This is a genomic window from Stenotrophomonas sp. CC22-02 (assembly GCF_004365115.1).
GTDB classification, from domain to species: domain Bacteria; phylum Pseudomonadota; class Gammaproteobacteria; order Xanthomonadales; family Xanthomonadaceae; genus Stenotrophomonas; species Stenotrophomonas forensis.
In genome coordinates, this window is sequence record NZ_SOCO01000001.1 from 1,903,675 (window position 1) to 1,925,740 (window position 22,066).

Genomic DNA, 22,066 nt, shown 5'->3' on the forward strand with positions numbered 1-22,066 from the left:
TTCAGCGCGCCAGGCGCCAGTACAACAGGCCCGCCAGCAGTGCCGGCACGGCGAACACCAGCAGCAGGATCGGCAGTTCCTCGCGCACGCTGTAGCCGGCCTTGCTGACCCCTATCCACATGTTGGCCACCGAGACCAGCAGCCAGGTGGCGATGAACGCGATCAGCGCGGCAGGCAGCTGCGAGCTGCCCACGCTCCAGAGCCGGCCGAACAGCAGGAACACGCCCAGCAGCAGGACGCCGGCGGTGATCACCAGAAGCACGTGCATGCAACGATCTCCTTGAGCCTGCAGGCAGGCTAGCCCGGGCCGATTCTGCGCTCCAGCCGATGATCGTGGTTTCACCTTCCAGCCGCTGCGAACAATCAATGGCAGCCGGGACATGGCAAACGCGAACGGTTCCCATTAGTATTGCGTCATCGTGCAGGGATACCCTCCCTGCAGCCGCCCTTCGCCCCTGTTGCCGGTCCGGATGTCCCAGCTGCCCTCGCCTCACCCACCCGCGCTGCCGCTGGTGTCTTCGCTGGTGCGCCACTACGAGGAACTGGTGGACTACCTGCGCCGCCGCTTCCGTTCGCCCGGGCTGGCCCGCGAGGTGGTGCACGACGTCTGCGTGCGCCTGCTGGAGCGCCCGCCGCAGCACGATGCACGGCAACCGATCGCGCTGCTGCGCCGGATCGCGCATGACGCGGCGGTTGATCGCTGCCGCGCCGAGGATCTGCGCCGGCACTGGGTGGAAGCACATGCCGAACTGCCTGACGACGCCTGCCCGCGACCCGGGCCCGAGCAGCAGGCCCAGGGCCAGCAGGCGCTGCAGCAATTGAGCGCGACCATCGAGCGCATGCCGTGCCGGCGCCAGCAGGTGTTCATCCTGCACAAGATCCACGCACTGCCCCAGGCCGAGGTCGCGCAGCGGATGGGTATCGGCCTGAAGGCGGTGGAGCGCCACCTGCGGCTGGCCATGGCCGACTGCCGCCAGCAGGCCGCACAGCGATGAGACGCACATCCGGGCCACCCTCGCGGCCGCAGCCGTCGCAGGCGCCCACCACCGATGAACTGCTCGACCAGCATCGCGATGCGCTGAAGGAACGCTTTCCGCTGCCGGACCCGAAAATGCTCCGGCGTCGTCGCGGCGGCCGCGCCGCCAAGGTCGTACTGCCGGCACTGGCACTGATGGCCGGCGCGCTGTTGCTGGTCGATCCGGCCTGGCAGGTGCAGGACCATCGCACCGCGGCAGGCGAGCGTCGCGCACTCGATCTGGCCGACGGCAGCCGCCTGCTGCTCGATGCCGGCACCCACCTGCAGGTGCGTCGCCACCTGCGTTCACGGCAGGTGGTGTTGATCCAGGGGCGCGTCCGCTTCCAGGTGCAGCATTCCGCATGGCGACGCTTCGAGGTCGATGCCGGACCGGTGCGCGTACGCAACTACGGCACCGTGTTCGATGTGGATCGCCAGGGCGATCTGAGCGAAGTGACCCTGTGGCGCGGCGAGGTGGGGGTACGCGCCGAGGGCAGCGATGCCGAGCAGCGCCTGAAGCCCGGCCAGCGCCTGCTGGCGCAGCCGGGGGCGATCTCTCCACCGGAGGCGATCGACACCGACCCGGCCGACTGGACCACCGGGCGGCTGCAGTTCGATCGGCTGCCGCTGGCGGAGGTGCTGCGGATCCTGCAGCGCTATCACGACCGCCCGATCGTACTGGATGACCCCAGCCTGGGCCTGCTGCAGGTGTCCGGTGTGTTCGACGCCGACCGCGCCGACACCGCCGTGGCGCTGCTGCCGGAGATCCTGCCGGTACAGGTGCACACCGCCGCCGATGGCAGCCTGCACCTGCGCAGGCGCGATTGATCGCCCTTGATCGCCTCCGCAAGGGTGGGTTGCGCGCCATCCCATCCGGCAGGTGCTTGAACCCCTCCGAAGGACCCCGCATGACCCGCCCTGTTTCGCCCGCCGCACTGCGTCGGCTGGCGCCCTCCCTGCTCGCCGCCTGCCTCTGCGCTGCCCTGCCCGCCGCCGCGCAGGCCGCTGCGCCTGCACCGATGGAGCTGCATCTGCCCGCCGGCCCGCTGCAGGCCTCGCTCAACACACTGGCGCGGCAGAGTGGCATCCAGCTGCTGTTCGCCGCCGACAGCGTGAGCGGCCGCACGGCCCCGGCGCTGGACGGCCGCTACACCCCACGCGACGCCCTGCAGCGGCTGTTGGCGGGACAGGGCCTGGCCTTGCAGGAACGTTCGCCGGGCGTCTTCGTGGTCAGCGCCGCGGCAGCGCCAGCGCCGGCAAAGGCCAACGCCCCGGCGCGGGCGCCTGCAGCTGCGGCACCGACCTCGCTGGCCCGCGTCACGGTATCGGCCTCGACCGCGCGAATGCCGCAGGGCGAGACCGCCATGCCCAACACCATCACCGTGCTCACCCGCGAAGACATCGCGCAGCAGCTGGCGCTGGGCTCGGACGTCTCGCGCGTACTCTCCTCGCAGATCCCGGCCTTCGCGCCGGCGCGCGAGAAGATGTCCAACTACGGTGAAACGATGCGCGGCCGCGGCATCCTGTACATGGTCGATGGCGTGCCGCAGTCGACGCCGCTGCGCGATGGCTCGCGTGACTCGCACACCATCGACCCGGCGATGATCGAACGCATCGAGGTCATCCATGGTGCCAACGCGCTGCAGGGCATCGGTGGCACCGGCGGCATCGTCAACATCATCACCCGCAGCGCGCCCAGCGAGCCCGGTGCATTCCTGCTCGACACCCACATCAGCTACAGCAGCGCCCTGCCCAGCCGCCGCGATGACAGTGGCCAGCGCGGTTCTGCGCTGGTCGGTGTGCGCGGTGAGCAGTTCGACCTGGTCGCCGGCCTGGCCTATGAGAAGCAGGGCCTGTTCCATGATGGCGAGGGCCGTTCGATCGGCACCAATGCGCAGGGCGAGCTGATGGATTCGACCTCGTCGAATGTGTTCGCCAAGCTGGGCTGGACCATTGCCGAGGGCCATCGGCTGCAGCTGATGGCCAACCGCTACGAACTGCGCGGGCTGGACAACTACCTGGCGGTGAACGGTGACTACCGCACCGGTCGGCCGACGATTTCGGTGCGCGGTGACACGCCGCTGGAGCCGCCGATGAACCGCTCGCGCTCGCTGACCCTGGACTACAGCGCTGCCGATCTGCTCGGTGGCCGCTTCCAGGCGCAGGCCTTCGCGGTCGATTTCGAAGGCCGCTATGGCGCCAGCCAGTGGGACCCGTGGGGCAACACCGGCGCCAACGCCGCGTGGGACCAGACCCAGAACGAATCGGACAAGCGCGGTTTCAAGCTGACCCAGAGCTGGACCCGCATCGCCGACACCACGCTGGACGTGACCCTGGGCCTGGACGGCCTGCGCGACCGCACCCACCAGGTGCTGCTGGCCAGTGGCATGAACTGGGTGCCGCAGACCACTTACCAGAGCCTGTCACCGCTGCTGCAGCTGCATTGGTGGCCGACCGACCACCTGATGCTGTCCGGCGGCCTGCGCTACGAAAAGGGCGAGCTGGAAGTGGGCGACTACACCACCCTGCCCCGCTATGGCGCGCGCAAGGTAGCCGGCGGCAAGCCGACCATGAGCGAGACCCTGCCCAACTTCGGCGCGGTCTGGTACCTCAATGATCGCCTCAATGCGTACGCCTCCTACTCGGAGGGTTACACGGTGGCCGACGTCGGCCGGGTGCTGCGCGCGATCAACCGAGACGGCCAGCGCGTGGACAGCCTGATCGACCTGTCCCCGGTCGTGTCGGACAACCGCGAAATCGGGCTGGAGTACGACGATGGCCGCTTCAGCGGCGACATCGCCTACTACACCTCCGAATCCAAGCTCGGCTCGGTGCTGGTCTACGACCCGGGCATCGACGCCTACGCGGTGCAGCGCCAGGCCACCCGGGTGGAAGGCTTCGAGACCAACCTGCGCCTGCGCCTGGGCGACAGCCGCCTCGGCCTGGGCTACGCACGCGCCAACGGCCGCTACGATGCCAACCTCGATGGCCGCCTCGACAGCGATCTGGCCGGCGTCAACATCGCGCCGAACCGGCTGACCGCGTTCTGGGAGCAGAACTGGACACCGCAGCTGAGCACGCGGCTGCAGGCCAGCCGCGCATTCGACCGCGACTTCGACCTGCAGGGCGCGCGGGTAGCCGAGTTCAAGGGCTACACCACCGTGGACCTGGTCGCGCGCTACGCGCTGGACAAGCACAGCTTCACCCTGGGCGTGCAGAACCTGGCCAACAGGCAGTACATCAGCTACTACTCGCAGACCACGCCGTCGAACCCGAGCTACTTCTCCGGCCGTGGCCGGGTGCTGACCCTGGGCTGGCAGTATCGCTACTGATCCATGGCGCCCTTATGGGAGCCATGAAAACTATGCGGAACGCGATGAAGGAGGCCCATGCTAGTTTCTGGGCCTCCTTCAAGCGGACCTGGACCATGCGCTCTTCCCTGCTCGCCCTCACCCTGGCTGCTGCACTGCCGGTCGCCCACGCGGCAGCCGCCGAAGCACCGCTGCCACAGCTGCGGGCATACACCGTGGATGCGTCCTGGCTGCAGCCAATGGCACCGCTGCAGATTGCCGACCACACCTGGCAGATCGGCACCGATAACCTGACCGCGCTGCTGGTACAGACCAGCGAAGGCGCGGTGCTGCTGGACGGCGGCATGCCACAGATGGCCGGCCACCTGCTCGACAACCTGAAGGCACGCGGCGTGGCAGCGCAGGACCTGCGGCTGATCCTGCTCAGCCATGCGCATGCCGACCACGCCGGCCCGGTGGCGGAACTGAAGCGCCGTACCGGAGCGCGCGTGGTCGCCAACGCGGAATCAGCGGTCCTGCTGGCACGCGGCGGCAGTGATGACCTGCACTTCGGTGATGACATCACCTATCCGCCGGCCAGCACCGACCGCATCGTCATGGATGGCGAGGTGGTCACCGTGGGTGGCATCGCCTTCACCGCACACTTCATGCCCGGGCACACCCCCGGCAGCACGGCCTGGACCTGGACCGACACGCGCGAGGGCAAGCCGGTGCGCATTGCCTATGCCGACAGCCTGAGCGCGCCGGGCTACCAGCTGCGTGGCAACGTCCGCTATCCGCGTTTGATCGAGGACTACACGCGCAGCTTCGCCACCGTGCGCGGGCTGCCCTGCGACCTGCTGCTGACGCCACACCCGGGCGCCAGCCACTGGGACTATGCCGCCGGCAGCAAGGCAGGTGCCAAGGCACTGACCTGCAAGGCCTACGCGGATGACGCCGAGGCGAAGTTCAACGCGCAGCTGGCCAAGGAAACAGCCCACGCCCATTGATTCCGTAGAGTCGAGCTTGCTCGACTGAAGCGAAGAACAGTCGAGCACAGCTCGACTCTACAAAGAGCAAGCCGAGCGTGGGCTCGGCTCTACAAGGTCAGCCGCCCTGCCCATGCTCGGCGAACGCCTCGATGCTGCCATCGGTACGCACCAGCTCGACGGTATACGGCTGCACGTAGCCATCCGGCATCTCCATGCCCGGCGAACCGGCCGGCATGCCCGGCAGCACCAGACCGCGCGCCGCCGGGCGCTCGGCCAGCAGGCGCTTGATGTCCTCGGCGGGCACATGCCCTTCGACCACGTAGCCGCCGATCTCGGCGGTATGGCAGGAGCCCTTGCCGGCCGGCACACCCAGCCGGACCTTGATCGGGTTCATGTCATCGGTATCGCGCACCTCCACCTGGAAGCCTTCGGCCTTCAGGTGGTCGACCCAGATGCCGCAGCATCCGCAGCTGGCGGTCTTGTGCACGACAGCGATCGGCAATGCGGGATCGATCGAGGCCGGGCTGGCCTTGATGGGTGCCGCCGGGGCCTGCCCTGCAGACGACGCAGCGGTGGCGTCTTCAGCAGCGCGTGCGCAGGCGGCGGTGGCAAGCACGGTGCCCAGCAGCAGGCCGAGGGAGAGAGAACGGTTCATGGGTTGATTCCTTTGCAGATGCGGGCAGTACCGCCCGCCACCGGCGCATCAATGGCGCAGGTAGGGTCGTAAGTCGAATGAGCAGCCATGGCAGGCGCTTGCGCGCCTGCAGGAATCAACCGATGGGTGGCCGCAACGGGCCCGGCAAAGGCGGCGGCGCGCGTTGCGCCGCGTTGAACGGCATAGGCGCCTCGCGCCAGGGCGACGCGGGCGTTCCATTCAACGTGGCCAGCATGCCCAGGCAGGCCGGTGGGCATTCGCACTCATCGCTCGGGCAGAGCGTTGATGCCGCTTCGTCGCAGCATCCGTCCATGGCGGTGGAATGCGGGGCGGCGCAATGCCCTGCTGTAGCTACGGCTGCATCCGGCAGCGACGCAAGCGCCAGCGCCGGTGCGTTCAGCACCAGGGCAAGGAGCAGCATCCATCGCAACAGCAGGCCAGGCAGGTTCACGCCTCGATGATAGCCGATGCGCGCATTACGCTATCGCCGCCGCCATCGCACGCATCCTTACCGGAATCGACTTGGCCGCCGGGGTGCCGCTGATCCGGTCGTAGTAGTCCAGCGGCAGCAGTGGATTCAGTTCGGGGTAATAGCCGGCCAGCGCGCCGCGCGGCATCGGGTAGTCCAGCACGGTCAGGCCGTCGATGCGCCGGCTCACGCCATCGCGGGTGATCGTCTCCAGGCTGACCTGCGCTTCCTTCTGCAGCCCACGCGCCAGCCGATCCTCGATGTTCATGAACAGCACCATGCGATCGTTGTACACGCCGCGGTAGCGGTCGTTGTAGCTGTAGATGGTGGTGTTGTACTGGTCATGCGAGCGCACCGTGGCCAGCCGCAGCATCTCGGGGTCATCCACCGGCTCGTCCACGTCCAGGCCGGGCATCACCAGGATGTTGGCCTTGCCATTGGGCGTGGGCCACACCCGGCGGCGCGGCGGAATATCCAGGTGGAAGCCATGCGGCTGCTGGATGCGCTGGTTGAAGCCGGTGTAGATCTCCGGGTACACCGCCGCGATCAGGTCGCGGATGGGGGTGTAGTCGTGCATGCACGCGGCCCAATCGACCTTGCTGCCAGGCAGCGTTGCCATCGCCATGCGGCAGACAATCTCGACCTCGGGCAGCACCTCGGCACTGACCGGTTCCAGCACACCGCGCGAAGCAGTCACGTTCGACATCGCATCCTCGATGGTGACGAACTGCTCGCCGGCCGGTGTCACGATACGTTCCGAGCGCGCCACCACCGGCAGGATCAACGCATCGCGGCCATGCACCAGATGCCCGCGATTGAGTTTGGTGGCGATGCCGACGGTCAGCTCGAGGCCGCGCATCGCCTCATAGGCGCGCGGCGTATCGGGCACGGCATGGATGAAATTGCCACCCAGGCCTATGAACACCTTGGCGCTGCCATCCAGCATCGCTTCGATCGACTCGACCACATGGTGGCCGTGCTCACGTGGCGGATCGAAGCCGAATACCTGCTGCACGCGGTCCAGGTAGGCCGGCTTGGGCTTCTCGTCGATGCCGACGGTGCGATCGCCCTGCACGTTGGAGTGGCCGCGGATCGGCCCGATGCCAGCGCCGGGCTTGCCGAAGTTGCCGCGCAGCATCAGCAGGTTGGCCACCTGCTGCAGCAGGCGCGAGCCGTACTGGTGCTGGGTCAGGCCCATGCCGTAGCAGATCACGGTGGCGTTGGAGCGGATGTAGATCTCCGCACAGCGGCGGATCTGCGCTTCGGAGATGCCGGAGACGCGAACGAGATCGTCCCAGTCCTGCGCCATCACATCGTCGCGCAGCGCGTCCAGCCCCACGGTGTGTTCGGCCAGGAAGTCGTGGTCGAGCACATGCTCGCCCTGCGCCTCGCGTTCGAACATCACCCTCATCATGCCCTTGATCAGCGCCAGGTCGCCGCCGATGCGGATGTGCACGAACTCACTGGAAATCTCGGTGGAACCCAGCGTGGCCATCTGCACCACGTCCTGCGGCTCGGCGAAGCGGATCAGCGCTCGCTCGGGCATCGGGTTCACCGCCACGATCGGGATGCCACGTTTGCGCGCCTCGACCAGGTTGCTCATCATCCGCGGCGAATTGGTGCCGGTGTTCTGGCCGATCACGAAGATCGCCTCGGCATGCTCGAAGTCCTGCAGCACGATGGTGCCCTTGCCCACGCCGATGGCCGGTGGCAGGCCACGGCTGGTCGGCTCGTGGCACATGTTCGAGCAGTCCGGGAAGTTGTTGGTGCCGAACTCGCGCACGAAGATCGAGTACAGGAACGCCGCTTCATTGGGCGTGCGGCCGGAAGTGTAGAACTCGGCCTGGTGCGGGCTGTCCAGCGCCTGCAGGTGGCGGCCGATCAGCGCGAAGGCCTCCTCCCAGCTGCACGGCACGTAGTGATCGGTGGCCGCGTCGTAGCGCATCGGCTCGGTCAACCGGCCCTGCATCTCCAGCCAGTAGTCGGTCTGCGCCATCAGCTCGGTGACGGTGTGCTGCGCGAACAGCTCACGTCCCGCGCGGAACTGGGTGGCTTCCCAGGCCAGTGCCTTGGCCCCGTTCTCGCAGAATTCCAGCTTCCTGCGCTCGTCGGCATCGGGAAACGCACAGCTCGGGCACTTGAACCCGCCCGGCTGGTTCATCGCCAGCAGCGCCTTCGAGCCCTTGCCGATCACGCTCTGCTGCAGCAGCACCTTGGCGGTGGCGCCCGCGGCACCCCAGCCACCGGCCGGCTGGTTGTAGGGCTTGTAGCGCGGCGGCTTCTGCTCGGACATGTTCGGGAACCTGGCGGGAGGAACGCAACAACAGAACGGCGCGGAATGCGGGCGTGCTGCCATTCGGCCGCTCGCCAAGCCCTACAGTCAAGCATGGTCCACGCAACGGCGCCAGAGGCTGGAACCGATTGCAGCGCAGCGTGTCATGACAACGGTTACCGCCGCGTCAGCGCTCGGCCACTGCGCTATTCTCGATGCCGTGGGTGGTCCACCACCTGCGTTTCCCTCTTGCCCGGATGCGCTGCATGCCTGACTCGACCCCGCCGCACACCCCGCCTGCCGGCACGGCCCAGCGCCCGATGCAGCGCTGGCGCAGCGAGGGGCAACAGCAGCAGGTCGACGTCGTGGCCGAGGAAGTGCCGGTCGCGATGCGCTACAACGGCGCGGCCTTCGCGGTGATGATGGCTACCCCCTGCGACCTGGAAGATTTCGCGCTGGGCTTCTCGCTCAGTGAAGGATTGATCACCGCGCCGTCGCAGCTGGTGACCATCGACGTACGGCCACAGCTGGAGGGCATCGAGCTGCAGATGACCGTGACCGACGATGCACCCGGCGCCGATCTGGACCCGGCCAACGGACGCCTGCTGCCGGGCCGTGGCGGCTGCGGCCTGTGCGGCACGCGCCAGCTGGAGGACGTACTGCGTCCGCTGCCGCAGATCCGCGGACGCCGCACCTATCCGCATGCCGCGCTGCAACGGGCATTGGCCACCCTGTCGCAACACCAGCCGATGAACGAAGTCAGTGGTTCCACCCATGCTGCGGCCTGGGCCGACGCCAGCGGCAGGATCGGCTGGGTGCGCGAAGACGTCGGCCGCCACAATGCGCTGGACAAGCTGATCGGCGCGCTGCACCACAACGAACACGTCATCGACGGCGGCCTGCTGGTGATCTCCAGCCGCGCCAGCTACGAAATGGTCAGCAAGGCGGTGCGCGCCGGCGCCAGCGTACTGGCCGCGGTGTCTGCGCCGACCGCGCTGGCGATCGACCTGGCCCGCAGCGCCGGGCTGTGCCTGGTCGGGTTCGCGCGCGAAAACGGATTCAACGTGTACACCCATCCCGAACGGCTGCAGGCCGACGAACCAGCTCGGTAGAGTCGACCTCTGGTCGACTAACGCGCGCAGCGCGGGCTTTTCGCCAACTGAACGAAACGCAGTCGACCAGCGGTCGACCCTACCGAAGGGCCGGACGTCACGTCAGCGCAGCGCCACCTTCGGGAAGTCCACCGGCACGTCGAACGCTACGTTGACGTAGTTGGTGAACAGGTTGAGTGCTACATGGGCGAGGATTTCAACGATCAGCTCATCGTCGAAACCCGCCGCGCGCAGCGCCTGCACATCACCATCGGTGATCTGCGCGCGCTGCTCGACCACCTTCAGTGCGAAGTCCAGTGCGGCGGCCGTGACCGGATCGCTGGACTGGCCGATCTGCGCGGCGGCCATCTGTTCGCCACTGGCGCCGGCCTTGCGACCCAGCGCGGTGTGTGCGGCCAGGCAGTACTCGCAGGCATTGCGGTTGGCGATGGCCACGGCGATCTGCTCGCCCAGCAACGGTGACAGGCGGCCAGCGCCCAGCGCACCGAACGCCCCCCACATGCTCTGCAGCGCGGCCGGGGAGTTGGCCACGGCACGGAACATCGCCGGGGTGGCACCAAAGGCGGCATGCACCTGGCCCAGCAGGGCCTGGCGGTCGGCGGTGGTGGCGGAAGCATCGATCAGGGGGACACGGGACATGGTGGATCTCCTTGGGATAGCGCCCGGGATTGGACGACCCGGCCATCCTAGGTAGACTCCATGGACACATCAGGCCATATCGGCTTCTTGTATTGTCCATTCGTCCATGAGCGCTTCTCCAACCCAGACAGATGCCTCCGCGCCTGACCGGCTGTCCTCGCTGCTGGAGCGTTTTCGCGTGCAGGCCGCGCTGTTCCACAGCGGGCCGCTGTGTGGACGCCACGTGTTCGCGCCACAGCCAGGGCGCGCGTTCCTGCACATCCTTCGCCAGGGCGAGATGGAGGTCCGCCATCCCGATGGCGATACCGCACTGCCACGCCTGAAGATCGACAGCCCCAGCCTGCTGCTGTACCCGCAGCCGCTGCACCACGTATTCCACAACGCGCCGCTGGAGGGCCCGGATTTCACCTGCGCCACGCTGGATTTCGATGGCGGTGCGCGCAATCCGATCGTGCAGTCACTGCCGCCGGTGATGGTGGTGCCACTGGCGGCGATCGGCGAACTGGACGACACCCTGCACCTGTTGTTTGCCGAGGCTGATCGCCAGCGCTGTGGTTCACGGCTGCTGACCAACCGTCTGTTCGAGGTGGCGTTGATCCAGATCCTGCGCTGGGTGGTCGACCACCCGGATGCAGCGGGTGTCAGCCATGGGCTGATGCGCGGCCTGTCCGATGCACGGCTGGCGCGCACACTGGTCGCCATGCATCAGGCGCCACAGCACGAATGGACGCTGCCACGCATGGCGGCCACCGCCGGCATGTCGCGCAGCGCCTTCGCGGCGGTGTTCAAGGAGGTGATGCAGGCGACGCCCGCGAGCTACCTGCTGGACTGGCGGCTGAGCCTGGCCTGCGCGCAGCTGCGGGCAGGCGTAGCGGTCAAGCAGGTCGCCATCGAGGTGGGGTTTGCCGATACCGCGTCGCTGTCGAAGGCCTTCCGCAAGCGGCTGGGGGCGTCGCCACGGGCGTGGCTGGCGGCGAACGCAGCACAGGTCGGGTAAATGGGTGAGGGGTAGAGTCGACCGCCGGTCGACTTTCGCGCGAAGCGTGGGATTTTGTGACCTGAATGAAGAGCAGTCGAGCATGGCTCGACTCTACAGAGCAGTCGAGCATGGCTCGACTCTACAAGGGCGGTGACCCGTCGGGCTTCGCCAGCAACCCGGCGATGCGTTCGGCCACCTGCGCACGCACGCCCTCATCCAGCTGCCCTTCGTACATTGCTTCGTAGATCCACAGGCCATCGGCCGCCAGCCGCGCCACGAAGTTGTCCAGCGCGGCCGGGTCGTCCTGCCCGGGTGAAGGCGGCAACGGCGCCCAGCGTCGTACCGCCGGGCCCCACGGGCGTTCATCGGCATCCGGGTCAGCCGATTCGAGCATGAACATCAGCTCGGCACGGGTGGCGCTCTGCGCCGACACCCGCACGAAGGTCTGGTAGCGCTCCAGCGCCGTCGCTTCGCCGGCGCGCTTGCCCAGCAGCGCCTCCATCGACGCTTCCCAGGCCTGCACCAGGTGCTCGTCGATGCCGCGCAGCAGCGCCTCGCGCGAGGGGAAGTGGTACAGCAGGCCGCCGCGGGTGAGCTGGGCCTCGGCCGCCACCGACTCGAAGGTGACCGCACGCACACCGTCACGATTGATCACGTTGACGGCGGCGTCGAGGATGCGGTCGCGCTTGCTGGTTCTCATCGCGTCATTTTACGCGATCGGCCGCGCCCTCGCGGCTGCCGACGCGGCCACGCAGCAGGCGCGCGATGATCGTCGCACCGACCGCCAGCATCACCGTGATCACCAGCAGCACGATCTGGTAGCCGCGGTCGTACGCGGCCGTGGCCAGCGTGAACCACTCGCCCTGCCCGCTCTCGCGTGCCACATGCAGGGCCTGGGTGAAGCCCTCGCGGGCCAGCGCCGGCATGTCGGCCGAGACCGGCAGGAAGGCGCTGTACATCGCCGCGCTCAGGCTGCCCAGCATCGCCACCGCCAGCAGGCCACCGAATTCGTACGACACCTCTTCCACCGACGAGGCCATGCCCGCACGGTGCGCCGGCACGTTGTTGAGGATGGCAGTGGACGCCACCGAGATGGCCGAGCCCATGCCGAAGCCGGTGATGGCCATGCCGGCCACCACCCAGCCCAGGCCGTGCGGGAAGCCGAACGCAACCACGCCGACACCCACCGCGCCAGCGGCCAGGCCACCGCAGATCAGCGGACGCAGGCCGACCCGGTGCAGGATGCTGCCGCCCAGCAACGCACTGGGCAGGCTACCCAGCGCCGCCACCGACACCAGCAGGCCCGCCTGCAACGGGGTGAAGCCCGCCACCAGCTGGAAGCGCTGGGTGGTGACCAGCTGCAGGCCGGCCATCGCGAACAGGGTGAACACCGCCGACAGCGTACCGGCCAGGAACGCGGGATTGCGGAAGATCGCGAAGTCCAGCAGCGGGTACGGCAACTGCTGCTGGCGCCGCGCGAACGCCGCACCGCTGATGACCGCCAGCAGCAGCGCGCCCGCGCCCAACGCGTACGACGGCGGCGTGGCAATCAGCGACTTGATCGCCAGGACCAACCCGGACAGCGCGGCCAGCGCCAGCACCGAGGACACCAGATCCCATGGGCGCGAGGTATCACGCTGGCCTTCCGGCGCCAGCAGCAGCGTGGCCACGAAGGCGACCAGCACCACCGGCACGTTGATCAGGAACACCGAGCCCCACCAGAAATGCTGCAGCAGCCAGCCACCGATGATCGGGCCGAGCGCGGCGCCGACGATCGCCACCGAGCCCCAGATCGCGATGGCGATGTTGCGCTCGCGCTCTTCATGGAAGCTCAGGCCGATCAGCGCCAGCGTGGCCGGCATCATCGCCGCCGCGCCGACCGCCAGGAACGCGCGCGCGGCGATCAGCTGCGCGGCACTCTCCGCGAATGCCGCGGCCAGCGAGGCAACACCGAACACCACCAGGCCGATCAGGAACATGCGGCGATGGCCGATGCGGTCGCCGAGCGTGCCGGCGCCGAGCAGCAGGCCGGCCATCACCAGCGGATAGGCATTGATGATCCACAGCGCCTGGCCGGCACTGGCCGACAGTTCTTCGGTAAGCGTGGGCAGCGCGGTGTAGAGCACGGAGTTGTCCAGCGTGACCAGCAGCAGGCCGGCGGCAACGGTGAACAACAGCGCCCAGCGACGGGCGCGCGACAGGGCCGGAGCACCGGCCAAGGGCTGGGACAGAGCCATGGGGGAAACCTGATGGGGTGAAGTACCGCCATAACTATACAGGATGTCCTGTATAGTTATGGCTTTCAGGATCGACCGGTTCAGCTTCTGTAGAGGCGCGCCTGCTCGGCCGGACGCCCCAGCCGGGCAGGGCCCGGCGCTACGGGTGAGCACTCACCGGCAGTCTTCCGGCAATGCGGCCATCGCGGACACCACGGCCGCCTGCATGCCCTGCCCCACGGCCATGTCCAGCTCGCCGCCGATGCCGCCGTGCTGGCGGCGCAGTTCGTCCTCGCACAGGCCGCGCACCCGTGCACGTGCGTTGGCGCGCAGGCTGCTGCAGCGCCAATCGGTGCCGCCCAGCGGCAGCACCGAATACACCACGCTGTTGCAGGCATTGCCCGCACGCTGCTGCAACGACAGGCCAGCGAAGTCACGCGGTTCACTGCTGCGCTGCGGATCGAAATAGCTGTCGGGGAAGGTGCGTGCGTACTGCTCGACGTCCACCTCCATGCTGCGGCCCGCCGCCAGCGGCATCTGCAACGGCTGGCCACAGCGCAGGGCATCGGCGCGATGCTGGATGTACTGGTAGATCGGCCGGTCAAGCGTGGGATCCTGCTGGGTCACCGCGCTGACCGCCGCCAGCACCGGCAACGACGCACGATTGGCCATGCGCGCCAGCAGCCCCGCCTGTGCCGGCTGGCAGCGATCACGCAGCGTGGCCGCCAACAGGAACAGCACGTCGTTGCGAAAGGCCGGCTCTTCGATCATGCGCTGTTCGATGCGCTGGCGCGCATCCGCCGCGGGCGCCGGGAACGCGATCGCCGGTGGCTCGGAGACCGCGGCACGCCGCTGCCACCACACGGCCAAGACCACGCCGCTCACCAGCACGCCCGCAACGATGACCCAGCGCGCACGCATCAGTTGTGGATCGCCGTCAGCGTTGCCGCTGCGGCGTCGTAGGATGCGCTGGCGATATCCGCATCGAAGCGCTTCACCTGCAGGCGGCCGGCAAGCCGGTACGGGTCCCACAGGTCCCCGAGCGCGATCGGCGTGGCCAGGGTCACATGGATGATCTGGTTCGGGGGCGGTGGCGGCACATGGATGCACGCACCGTAGAACGGCACGAACAGCAGTTCATCGACCAGCCCGGCATCGTTGGTGCCCAACGGCACCACGTAGCCGTCCAGATCCACGGCGCGGCCATCGGCGGCATCGACCACCTGCGACGAGCCGAACTGCCTGGCGCGGTCCGGGCTGGAATGGTCGATCTCCTGCCCCGGCGGTGTGCCGGAACCGCTGTCGTCGATCAAACCGCCCACGCCGTCCATGCCATTGCGTGACAGGCCGATCTGCGGTGGCGGCCGCTGATAGGTCACCTCATCGGGCCGCAGCGCGTCCCAACGGTTGATGGGGGCATCGGCCACCGTCGGCTTCGTGGAATGCGTGGTCTGCGCGGTGCTGGCAGGTGCAGCGGTCGGCACCGGCTGCGTACAACCCGCCAGGCACAGGCAGCCCACCAGCAGGGCGACGTGCTCACGGTTCATAGGGCCTCAGGTGCGCATCGCGCATGGTGTAGGCAGAGCCGGCCAGGTCGTCGTCCAGCCGCTCTGCGCGCAGGGTGCCGGCCAGGAAGAACGGCGAATACATGTCCGGCATGTCGATCGGGCGTGGCAGCAGCACGTGCACGATCTGGTTGGGCGGTGGCGGCGGCACGTGGATGCAGGCGCCGTAGTACGGCACGAACAGGAACTCGGTCAGGCGCCCGTCCTGCGCGTTGGCCAGCGGCACCACGTAGCCCGGCAGGCGCACCGGCCGTTCCAGCACCGCGTCCACGGTGCGGAAGGTGCCGAACTGCGGCATGCGCCGGTTGCCGTTGTGCTCGACCTCGGGGCCCTCGCCCCGCTCCAGCGCGGCCAGCTCATCACCGGGCATCATCTCCAGCCAGTCCAGCTCCTGTTCTTCGGTCGTGCCCGCCGTCGCGGCGCCATTGCCATCCACCACCGGCGACGGCGGAAGCGCCTGCACGCCGGTATCCACCGGCCGCTCACAGGCAGTCAGGAACAGCAGCGTCGGCAACATCCACAAGCAGCGCATGCTCAGCCTCCCGGCGACAGGCCATCGGCCAGCGTGCGCCGATAGGCCAGCACTGCCGGCACCAGCCCGGCCACCGCGCTGATCACCAGCACGCCTGCTGCCCACGCCAGCTCGCGAGCGTCCGGCCAGACATGGGTGATCGACAGCCCGAAGCTGGCCAGCGCCCACGCGCGGCCCGCCAGGCTGGCCACGGCCAGCGCGGCCAGCGCGAGCACGCAGGCCAACGCGCTGGTCGCCACCGCTTCAACCACCAGCAGGGCGGCGATGTAACCCGGCCGCGCACCGATCGCACGCAGCACGGCCATCTCACGCCGCCGTTCCTGCAGGGTCGAAACCAGCAGCGCCACCAGCGACACCATGCCCAGCAGCACCACCATCGCGCTGATCAGCTGCAGGGCACGTTCGGCCGTGCCCAGCGACTGCCACAACTGCTGCAGGGTCACGCCCGGAAGGATCGCCAGCATCGCCTCTTCCGGGTACTCGTTGATCCTGCGCTGCACCGAGAAGGTGGCGATGCGCGAGTTCAGGCCGAGCATGAACGCCGTGATGCTGGTCGGGGTCAGATCCAGGTGACGCGCCTGCTCGGCGCTGACGCTTTGGCTGCGCAGCTGCACACCCGAGCGCCAATCCACATGGATCGCCTCGATGGCCGGCAGCGAGACCAGGACCGATGAATCCACCGGCGTACCGGTACGCTGCAGGATGCCGGCCACGCGGAACGGCTTGTCGGCATGGGTGGCCAGGGTGACCGCGCCGGTGCCATGCGCCAGCACGATCTCGTCGCCAACACCGACCCGTTGCGCAGCGGCCACTTCGGCTCCGATCACCGCGTCGTACAGATCGTCGAACGGCCGCCCCTGCGCGAACGCCAATGCGTGACCGGCGCCGTAACGGTAGTGATCGAAGTAGCCACCACTGGTGCCGACCACGCGGTAGCCACGCCAGGAGTCCCCCAGTGACAACGGCACCGCCCACTTCACCTGCGGCAGCGCGGACAGCTCCTGGTAGGACTGCCAGGACACGTTGTTGGTGGGGTCGCCAATGTGGAATACCGAATACAGCAGCAGGTTCACCGGCCCCGAACGCGCACCGACAATCAGGTCGGTACCCGACACCGTACTGGCAAAACCTTCATGCGCCTGCGTGCGCACGCGTTCAACGCCCAGCAGCAGCACCACGCTGAGCGTGATCACCAGTACGGTGAGGCCAACGCTCAACGCGCGGCTGCGCAGGCTGGCCCAGGCAAGCTCAAGCATGGGCGCCACCTGCATGGTTGATCTCCGCCAGGGCAATCGTGCGGTCGAACAGCGGCTGCAGGCCATCATCGTGGCTGACCACCACCACGGTGGTGCCGGCCGCCTGGCATTGTGCGGACATCAACTGCAGGAAGGCCGTGGCGGCCTCCCGGTCCAGCGCCGAGGTCGGTTCATCGGCCAGCAGCACCGCCGGCCGGCCAATCAGCGCACGAGCGGCCGCCACGCGCTGCTGCTGGCCGACACTCAGGGTGCCCGCGCGCCGCTGCATCAGCGCCGGGTCCAGTTGCAGGGCGCCCAGCAGGCGCGCGATCTCGGCGTCCAGCGGCCCGCTGATGCGCTCGCTGCGCAGGTGCGAGAAGCGCAGGCCCAGCGCAACGTTGTCGCGCACACTGAGGAACGGCAGCAGGTTGAACTGCTGGAAGATCACGCCCAGGTGGTCGGCGCGGAAACGGTCGCGCCGGGCGCCGCGCATGGCCTGCAACGCCTGCCCGGCCACCTCGACGCGGCCCCTGCCGGGCAGCAGCACCCCGGCCAGCAGTCCCAGCAGCGTGCTCTTGCCGCCACCACTGATCCCGCGCAGCAGCACGCTGCTGCCCTGCTCGATCCACAGCTGCGGAATGTCCAGCACCAGGCGCAGGCCGTAGCCGAACTGCACCTCATCCAGCCTGATCACCGCAGCGCTGCTCACGGTGCCAGTACCACGCGCAGCTGGGTGGCGGTCAGCACGCTGCGGCCCTGGCCACGATCGGTTGCGGTGTTGACGATGACCTCGTGCAGACCGGGGAATACCGCCGGCAGCCGCATCACCAGGGCGCGCAACGCTGCGGGATTGGCACAGCGGTACTGCAGGTTGGCGCTGAAGCCGGCGTGACGGTGCTGCCCGGCAGCCGGTGCCGCAGCGGTTGCATCGAAGCCCTCGGCGCTGGCATCGCTGCGGGCCAGCCGGCAATGCGCCGCCGTCGGCAGCGTTACCCAGCTGCCGCTCTTCAGCACCGCGGTGGCGCGTGCCAGCGATGCCCGTTCAGCGGCGTTGGCCGGCGGTCGTTCGAAATCGAGGATGCCGATACCCGGCGCATGCAGGGCCAGTTCCAGCACGCCCTGATCGAGCGCGAGATCAACAGTGGCCTGGCCGTGCACGTGCGCACCGAGCTGGCGGACGTCGTGGGCCTGCGCGGCGCTGGCAGCCAGCAGCAGGAAAAAAGCAGCGGGAAGCTTCATGGGGGAGACTCCAATTGTTACTATGTAACATTATGGACCATATCCCCTCGATGCCCGCAAGGGCCCTGGCCCAGCCGCCAGCTTCGGCACGCTGGCATCCCCGCCTCGATCTGGCCGGTGCCTGGCTATCGCTGGCCTGCGCCGCCCATTGCGTCGCCCTGCCATTGCTGCTGGCGTTCGTGCCGGCCGCGATGATGGCGCTGCGCTCGTTCCAGCATCCCGGCCATGGCGCGATGACGCTGCTGCTGCTGATGTCGCGCTGGGAGTGGCTGTTCGCGCTGGTGGCCTCGGCGCTGGCGCTGGCCAGCACGATGGCGGGGCTGCGCCGGCACGGCCGCCGGTGGCCGCTGCGCCTGGCCTGCGTGGGCGCCGGCCTGCTGCTGTCGGCGTCGCTGTACCTGCCGCTGAAGGAATCATTGCTGTGGCATGGCGTGGCAACGGCCTGCGGTGGCGTGCTGCTGGCCTGTGCGCATATCGGCAACCGGCGGGCACTGCACCAGCACCGGTAGCGCTGCGAAGATGCCGGCCAGCGGCCGGCACTACCGTCCGTTGGAAGCGCGGGCCGTCTGCGCCGCACCACCACCGGTAGTGCCGGCCGCTGGCCGGCGTCCCCGCCTCGTCAGAAGCGATAGCCCACTTCCGCGCCGACGATGCGCGGGCTGTCGACCGGGCCGTAGTAGTTGCCGTCGCGGCCGGACGCCAGGTTGTCGAAGATCAGGCCGTTGATGCGGCGCTTGTTGGTGAGGTTCTGCACGAACACGCGCGTGCTCCACGGCCCGCGCTCATAGCCCAACTGCGCGCCCAGCACCGCGACGGCCGGCTGGAACGCGCGGTTGCGTTCGTCCAGCGCACTGGAACCGGTGAACTGCGATTCCAACCGGGCATACAGGCCGGACTGGAACTGGTAGCGCGCCGCCAGATAGCCGGTGTAATGCGGGGTCAGCTTGACCCGCTTGCCGGCCAGGTTCTGGTCGACACTGACCCACAGCTTGGTGTACTTGGCATCGACATAGCCCACGTTGGCCATCAGGGTGAAGCCGGGCATCACGTCGAACACACCTTCAAGTTCCGCGCCGCGCGAACGGATCGACGCATCCGAGCCCACGTAGTCCGACGAGATCGGGCGGCCGTTGGCATCGGTGGCGACCTGGATCTCCTGCCAGTTGTCCGAAGTGATGTGGAACAGCGCACCGCCGATGTGGCCACGGCCACCGGCCAGGTTCATCTTGAAGCCCAGCTCATGGCTCCACATGCGTTCGGATTCATAGCGCAGCACCTTGTCGTTGACCACATCGCTCTGCGCTGCGGCCAGATTGAAGCCGCCCGGAATATAGCCCTTGGCCGAGGCCGCATAGAACGACAGATCGTCGGTGGCGTCATAGCGCAGCGACACCCGCGGCAGTGTGGCCGAGAAGGTATGCGCCAGCGCAGCATCGCGGTACAGCACGCGGCCGCCGGCACCCAGGTCCAGTGCACCGGCACGCTGCTCGGTGGAACGCCGCGCCTGCTCATGGCGCAGGCCCGCACTTGCGGTCAGTTGCGGAAGCGACGGGAAGGTGTAGCTGGCGGTGGCGAACACACTGTAGTCCTCCCCCTTCGAGGTCTGCCGCGGCGCCAGGTTGTAGCTGTCCAGCCCGCGCAGCGCAGGGCCGACGAACGTACCCAGGATCGAATCCTTGCTGTTGCGGTAGGTGGACACACCGGCCATCCAGGTCAGCGCCTGGTCACTGGGCGAACTGAAGCGCGCCTCGGCCGTCCATTCATTCTTCCGGTCGTAGATGCGGCCTGCCAGTGCCGGGCTCTGGGTCATGTCGAAGTCGTAGCCGGCCGAGGTCACTTCCTCATTCCGCCAGGAGGCGGCCACGTCAAGCGTGCCGGCCTGCAGCTGCCATTGCGCGCTCAGGCCCGCCACCGACTCGTCCTTCCCGGTGCGCTTGGGTGCGTCATTGATGTAGGTGAAATCACCGGCGCGACGGCCGCCGTTGAGCGAGCTGCCGTAGGTGCGGTTGTACAGGCCGGTATCCAGCGGCAGGTACTCGTACTCGAACATGCCCGGCGCGCGGGTGCGAAGATGGTAGGCCAGTGCATTCACCGAAACATAGTCGCTCGGCCGCCAGCGCAGCTTGCCCTGCAGGTAGCCCTCGCCCACCCTGCCGCGCGCACCGGAGGGCGTGAGGTTCTTCAGGTAGGCATCCTCGTCCGAGCCCATGAACGCCACCGAGCCGGACAGGCGGCCATCGCGGCTCAACGGGCCGGCCAGGAAGCCATCCAGTGCCGTGCCGTTGCCATTGCCGAACCAGGTACTGCGCACATTGAGTTCGCCTTCGCGCGCATCGGCCGGCCCCCGCGTGCGCACCAGCACCAGGCCGGACTCGCTGTTGGCCCCATACAGCGTGCCCTGCGGACCGCGCAGCACCTCCACCGACTCGACCCGGTTGAGCACGGCATTGCTCAGTTCACGGAACGGAATGCCATCGATATAGACCGACGCACGGTTGACCAGGAACGGATTGGACTCGATGCCGCGGATCGAGATGAACATGTTGCTCAGCTGGCCCATCGCATTGAACTTCACGTTCGGGGCGAGCTTGTCGAGGTCACGGAACTCGGTGACACCGGCCTCCTTCAGCGCTTGCCGATCAAGCACGGTGACCGACAGGTCGCTCTTCAGGTACGGGGTATCGCGCTTGGAGCCGGTGACACGGACACCGTCAAGCGTGGCCGGGTCGGCCTGCTGGGCAAGCGCGGGCATGGCAGGAATGAGCAGGGATGCCGCAACAAGGGCGGCAGCAGGCGTGGACGACTTCAACGGACGGACCTCAACGGATGGAAAGGCGGACGCGCGGGCGGCGGCAGCGCGGGTCAAGAGTGTTATCCTGTAACATTCGTGCCATCCCGCCACTCCATTCGCGGCAGCGCCGCTCCATTTCCGGATCCGTGATGCCCGCCCTCGCCGACCAGTTGCTGCGCGAAACCGGCTCCCAGCCAGCGGCCGCCCACGTCAACCCGGACGGGGCGGTGGTCCTGCTGCGCCACCGCTTCGAGGCCAACGAAGGCGAAATGGGGCATCCGCAGCAACTGCGCCTGGGCATGGCCATGGCCGGCGGGGGTTGGCTGCAGCAGCGCACGCTCAACGGCGTGCTGCAGGCACCGTGGCGACCGGGCCAGTTCAACCTGGTCCTGCCTGGCGACAGCGGCACCTACGCCAGCCCCGCCGTCGACGTGCTCGGCATTGCCATCGACACCCGCGCGTACCCGCACGCGCGGGCGCTGCAGCAGCTGCAGCCGCTGGCGGCGCGGCTTCACCAGGATCCGGTGGTGGCCTCGGTGCTGCAGGCGCTGTGGTGCAGCGCGCAGGCCGGTGCGTGCCTGCCCGGTTTTCTCGAACACGGCGCGCAGGTGCTGCTGCATCGCCTGGGCCAGCTTGCCGGCCAACGGCGCGAGGTGGTTGGCACGGCCACGCCGCTGTCGGCACAACGGCTGCTGCAGTTGAAGGACTACATCGATGCACAGCAGGGCCAGCCGCTGGGCGTCGTCCAGTTGGCTGCCGCCGTGCAGATGCAGCCGTCCAGCTTCAGCCGCGCCCTGCGCGCCGCCACCGGGCTGCCGCCGTACGCGTTCCTGACCCGGCACCGCATGCACTGGGCCCGTGCCGCACTGGCACAGGGCCGCACCGTCACCGACGTGGCCCTGGCCAGCGGATACGCCAACCCCAGCAAGTTCAGCGCGGCCTTCCGCCGTGTGCTTGGCTGTTCGCCCTCGGCCTGGATCGCGCAGGCGCGCAGCCGCTGATCCGGATCGCCGCTGTGCAGCACCGGCCAACCTTACAGACCGGTAATGTCCAGGTCAGGCCATC

The 22,066-nt window shown here is 68.3% G+C and carries 21 protein-coding genes; 8 read left to right on the forward strand and 13 right to left on the reverse strand.

Annotated elements, in window-relative coordinates; all coding sequences use genetic code 11:
- Position 1: 1 nt before the first annotated feature.
- Positions 2-268 carry a hypothetical protein gene (locus N440_RS08805; protein WP_133934788.1) on the reverse strand — a complete coding sequence of 89 codons (267 nt, stop codon included), beginning with the start codon at positions 266-268 and terminating at the stop codon, positions 2-4.
- A 202-nt stretch (positions 269-470) separates the two neighbouring features.
- Here N440_RS08805 and N440_RS08810 point away from each other — a divergent pair, with 202 nt between their 5' ends.
- The 4 genes from N440_RS08810 (at position 471) to blaL1 (ending at position 5,315) form a co-directional block, all read left to right on the forward strand.
- A complete protein-coding gene (locus N440_RS08810; protein WP_133934789.1) occupies positions 471-995 on the forward strand; it encodes an RNA polymerase sigma factor in 525 nt (174 codons plus the stop codon).
- A complete protein-coding gene (locus N440_RS08815; protein WP_133934790.1) occupies positions 992-1,843 on the forward strand; it encodes a FecR domain-containing protein in 852 nt (283 codons plus the stop codon). Before N440_RS08810 ends, N440_RS08815 begins: the two co-directional genes overlap by 4 nt.
- An 80-nt stretch (positions 1,844-1,923) precedes the next feature.
- Complete coding sequence (locus N440_RS08820; protein WP_133934791.1) at positions 1,924-4,347, forward strand: TonB-dependent receptor; 2,424 nt, start codon at positions 1,924-1,926, stop codon at positions 4,345-4,347.
- A 95-nt stretch (positions 4,348-4,442) separates the two neighbouring features.
- Positions 4,443-5,315 (forward strand): L1 family subclass B3 metallo-beta-lactamase, encoded by an 873-nt coding sequence (blaL1, locus tag N440_RS08825; protein ID WP_049457130.1) that lies wholly within the window; start codon positions 4,443-4,445, stop codon positions 5,313-5,315.
- A gap of 97 nt (positions 5,316-5,412) precedes the next feature.
- Here blaL1 and N440_RS08830 read toward each other — a convergent pair whose 3' ends face one another.
- On the reverse strand, positions 5,413-5,952 hold the full coding sequence (locus N440_RS08830) for a DUF411 domain-containing protein (RefSeq protein ID WP_133934792.1): 540 nt from the start codon (positions 5,950-5,952) through the stop codon (positions 5,413-5,415).
- 476 nt (positions 5,953-6,428) lie between these two features.
- On the reverse strand, positions 6,429-8,714 hold the full coding sequence (locus tag N440_RS08840) for an FdhF/YdeP family oxidoreductase (RefSeq protein WP_133934794.1): 2,286 nt from the start codon (positions 8,712-8,714) through the stop codon (positions 6,429-6,431).
- 245 nt (positions 8,715-8,959) lie between these two features.
- Here N440_RS08840 and fdhD point away from each other — a divergent pair, with 245 nt between their 5' ends.
- On the forward strand, positions 8,960-9,805 hold the full coding sequence (gene fdhD / locus N440_RS08845; protein WP_133934795.1) for a formate dehydrogenase accessory sulfurtransferase FdhD: 846 nt from the start codon (positions 8,960-8,962) through the stop codon (positions 9,803-9,805).
- A 102-nt stretch (positions 9,806-9,907) separates the two neighbouring features.
- On the opposite strand, the gene N440_RS08850 is transcribed toward fdhD, so the two are convergent.
- Positions 9,908-10,444, reverse strand: a complete 537-nt coding sequence (locus tag N440_RS08850; RefSeq protein WP_133934796.1) for a carboxymuconolactone decarboxylase family protein — start codon at positions 10,442-10,444, stop codon at positions 9,908-9,910.
- A gap of 106 nt (positions 10,445-10,550) precedes the next feature.
- Here N440_RS08850 and N440_RS08855 point away from each other — a divergent pair, with 106 nt between their 5' ends.
- Entirely contained in the window at positions 10,551-11,441 is an 891-nt protein-coding gene (locus N440_RS08855) for an AraC family transcriptional regulator (protein ID WP_133934797.1), read from the forward strand.
- 121 nt (positions 11,442-11,562) lie between these two features.
- On the opposite strand, the gene N440_RS08860 is transcribed toward N440_RS08855, so the two are convergent.
- The 8 genes from N440_RS08860 to N440_RS08895 form a co-directional block, all read right to left on the reverse strand.
- A complete protein-coding gene (locus N440_RS08860; RefSeq protein ID WP_133934798.1) occupies positions 11,563-12,123 on the reverse strand; it encodes a TetR family transcriptional regulator in 561 nt (186 codons plus the stop codon).
- A gap of 4 nt (positions 12,124-12,127) precedes the next feature.
- Positions 12,128-13,660 (reverse strand): MFS transporter, encoded by a 1,533-nt coding sequence (locus N440_RS08865; protein ID WP_133934799.1) that lies wholly within the window; start codon positions 13,658-13,660, stop codon positions 12,128-12,130.
- Between the two features lie 153 nt (positions 13,661-13,813).
- Positions 13,814-14,560 (reverse strand): hypothetical protein, encoded by a 747-nt coding sequence (locus N440_RS08870; RefSeq protein ID WP_133934800.1) that lies wholly within the window; start codon positions 14,558-14,560, stop codon positions 13,814-13,816.
- Entirely contained in the window at positions 14,560-15,186 is a 627-nt protein-coding gene (locus N440_RS08875) for a DUF3299 domain-containing protein (RefSeq protein ID WP_133934801.1), read from the reverse strand. Before N440_RS08875 ends, N440_RS08870 begins: the two co-directional genes overlap by 1 nt.
- On the reverse strand, positions 15,176-15,736 hold the full coding sequence (locus tag N440_RS08880; protein WP_133934802.1) for a DUF3299 domain-containing protein: 561 nt from the start codon (positions 15,734-15,736) through the stop codon (positions 15,176-15,178). Before N440_RS08880 ends, N440_RS08875 begins: the two co-directional genes overlap by 11 nt.
- 2 nt (positions 15,737-15,738) lie before the next feature.
- A complete protein-coding gene (locus N440_RS08885) occupies positions 15,739-16,992 on the reverse strand; it encodes an ABC transporter permease (protein WP_133934803.1) in 1,254 nt (417 codons plus the stop codon).
- Positions 16,985-17,680 (reverse strand): ATP-binding cassette domain-containing protein, encoded by a 696-nt coding sequence (locus N440_RS08890; protein WP_133934804.1) that lies wholly within the window; start codon positions 17,678-17,680, stop codon positions 16,985-16,987. The genes N440_RS08885 and N440_RS08890 overlap by 8 nt, the downstream gene beginning before the upstream one ends.
- The gene (locus tag N440_RS08895; protein WP_133934805.1) at positions 17,677-18,210 is read right to left on the reverse strand and encodes a DUF2796 domain-containing protein; all 534 of its coding nucleotides are present in this window, start codon (positions 18,208-18,210) and stop codon (positions 17,677-17,679) included. Before N440_RS08895 ends, N440_RS08890 begins: the two co-directional genes overlap by 4 nt.
- A 32-nt stretch (positions 18,211-18,242) precedes the next feature.
- Between N440_RS08895 and N440_RS08900 the strand changes: the two genes are divergently transcribed.
- Positions 18,243-18,719, forward strand: a complete 477-nt coding sequence (locus N440_RS08900; RefSeq protein ID WP_133934806.1) for a MerC domain-containing protein — start codon at positions 18,243-18,245, stop codon at positions 18,717-18,719.
- 110 nt (positions 18,720-18,829) lie between these two features.
- On the opposite strand, the gene N440_RS08905 is transcribed toward N440_RS08900, so the two are convergent.
- Positions 18,830-20,962 (reverse strand): TonB-dependent receptor, encoded by a 2,133-nt coding sequence (locus N440_RS08905; protein WP_133934807.1) that lies wholly within the window; start codon positions 20,960-20,962, stop codon positions 18,830-18,832.
- Positions 20,963-21,150: 188 nt separating this feature from the next.
- Here N440_RS08905 and N440_RS08910 point away from each other — a divergent pair, with 188 nt between their 5' ends.
- A complete protein-coding gene (locus N440_RS08910; protein WP_133934808.1) occupies positions 21,151-22,002 on the forward strand; it encodes a helix-turn-helix domain-containing protein in 852 nt (283 codons plus the stop codon).
- The last annotated feature ends 64 nt before the right edge of the window (positions 22,003-22,066 follow it).